The sequence below is a fragment of the Rhizobium sp. BE258 genome, assembly GCF_031457345.1.
GTDB lineage: Bacteria > Pseudomonadota > Alphaproteobacteria > Rhizobiales > Rhizobiaceae > Rhizobium.
In genome coordinates this window covers 1-2500 of record NZ_JAVDWL010000015.1, presented here as the reverse complement: position 1 = coordinate 2500, position 2500 = coordinate 1, and the positions used below count along the sequence as shown (strand labels likewise).

General features: G+C 53.4%; 1 rRNA gene (cut by a window edge). It reads left to right on the top strand.

The window, feature by feature from the left end:
* Positions 1-2448, top strand: a 23S ribosomal RNA gene (locus J2X43_RS30980) (it extends 353 nt beyond the left edge of the window).
* Positions 2449-2500 lie beyond the last annotated feature (52 nt).

Sequence of the window (2500 nt, the reverse complement as noted above, 5' to 3'; positions counted from 1 at the left end):
GGAAAGCTTGGCCGTAGTGGGTGATAGCCCCGTACGCGTAGATACCATGATTGTCCTAGAGTAGGGCGGGACACGTGAAATCCTGTCTGAACATGGGGAGACCACTCTCCAAGCCTAAGTACTCGTGCATGACCGATAGCGAACAAGTACCGTGAGGGAAAGGTGAAAAGCACCCCGACAAGGGGAGTGAAATAGAACCTGAAACCGGATGCCTACAAACAGTCGGAGCCCGCAAGGGTGACGGCGTACCTTTTGTATAATGGGTCAACGACTTAGTGTAACAAGCAAGCTTAAGCCGGTAGGTGTAGGCGAAGCGAAAGCGAGTCTGAATAGGGCGATTGAGTTTGTTGCATTAGACCCGAAACCGAGTGATCTAGCCATGAGCAGGTTGAAGGTTGGGTAACACCAACTGGAGGACCGAACCCGCATCTGTTGCAATAGATTGGGATGACTTGTGGCTAGGGGTGAAAGGCCAATCAAACTCGGAAATAGCTGGTTCTCCGCGAAATCTATTTAGGTAGAGCGTCGAGCGAATACCCCGGGGGGTAGAGCACTGGATGGGCTATGGGGACTCACCGTCTTACTGATCCTAACCAAACTCCGAATACCCGGGAGTACTACTCGGCAGACACACGGCGGGTGCTAACGTCCGTCGTGAAAAGGGCAACAACCCTAACCTCCAGCTAAGGTCCCCAAGTCATGGCTAAGTGGGAAAGGATGTGAGGATCCCAAAACAACCAGGATGTTGGCTTAGAAGCAGCCATCATTTAAAGAAAGCGTAACAGCTCACTGGTCTAAATAAGGGTCTTTGCGCCGAAAATGTAACGGGGCTGAAGCCATGCACCGAAGCTGAGGATGTGCAGTAATGCACGTGGTAGCGGAGCGTTCCGTAAGTCTGTGAAGGGGTACCTGTGAGGGGCCCTGGAGATATCGGAAGTGCGAATGTTGACATGAGTAACGATAAAGGGAGTGAGAGACTCCCTCGCCGAAAGACCAAGGGTTCCTGCTTAAAGTTAATCTGAGCAGGGTTAGCCGGCCCCTAAGACGAGGCGGACACGCGTAGTCGATGGGAACCACGTTAATATTCGTGGGCCTGGTGGTAGTGACGGATTGCGTAACTTGTATCTTCTTATTGGATTGAAGGTGCAGGGAAGCGGTTCCAGGAAATAGCTCCACCGTATAGACCGTACCCGAAACCGACACAGGTGGTCAGGTAGAGTATACCAAGGCGCTTGAGAGAACTATGTTGAAGGAACTCGGCAAATTGCACGCGTAACTTCGGAAGAAGCGTGACCCCAATTTACGCAAGTATATTGGGGTGGCACAGACCAGGGGGTAGCGACTGTTTATCAAAAACACAGGGCTCTGCGAAGTCGCAAGACGACGTATAGGGTCTGACGCCTGCCCGGTGCTGGAAGGTTAAGAGGAGAGGTGCAAGCTTTGAATCGAAGCCCCAGTAAACGGCGGCCGTAACTATAACGGTCCTAAGGTAGCGAAATTCCTTGTCGGGTAAGTTCCGACCTGCACGAATGGCGTAACGACTTCCCCGCTGTCTCCAACATAGACTCAGTGAAATTGAATTCCCCGTGAAGATGCGGGGTTCCTGCGGTCAGACGGAAAGACCCCGTGCACCTTTACTATAGCTTTACACTGGCATTCGTGTCGGCATGTGTAGGATAGGTGGTAGGCTTTGAAGCAGGGACGCCAGTTTCTGTGGAGCCATCCTTGAAATACCACCCTTATCGTCATGGATGTCTAACCGCGGTCCGTTATCCGGATCCGGGACAGTGTATGGTGGGTAGTTTGACTGGGGCGGTCGCCTCCGAAAGAGTAACGGAGGCGCGCGATGGTGGGCTCAGACCGGTCGGAAATCGGTCGTCGAGTGCAATGGCATAAGCCCGCCTGACTGCGAGACTGACAAGTCGAGCAGAGACGAAAGTCGGTCATAGTGATCCGGTGGTCCCGCGTGGAAGGGCCATCGCTCAACGGATAAAAGGTACGCCGGGGATAACAGGCTGATGACCCCCAAGAGTCCATATCGACGGGGTTGTTTGGCACCTCGATGTCGGCTCATCGCATCCTGGGGCTGGAGCAGGTCCCAAGGGTTTGGCTGTTCGCCAATTAAAGCGGTACGTGAGCTGGGTTCAGAACGTCGTGAGACAGTTCGGTCCCTATCTGCCGTGGGTGTAGGAATATTGACAGGATCTGTCCCTAGTACGAGAGGACCGGGATGGACATATCTCTGGTGGACCTGTTGTCGTGCCAACGGCATAGCAGGGTAGCTACATATGGACGGGATAACCGCTGAAGGCATCTAAGCGGGAAACCCACCTGAAAACGAGTATTCCCTATCAGAGCCGTGGAAGACGACCACGTTGATAGGCCGGGTGTGGAAGTGCGGCAACGCATGAAGCTTACCGGTACTAATAGCTCGATTGGCTTGATCGTTCTCATTGATCAATGCTCATCTCCCGGGCAAGGCAAAGCCTTGCTCCGGACG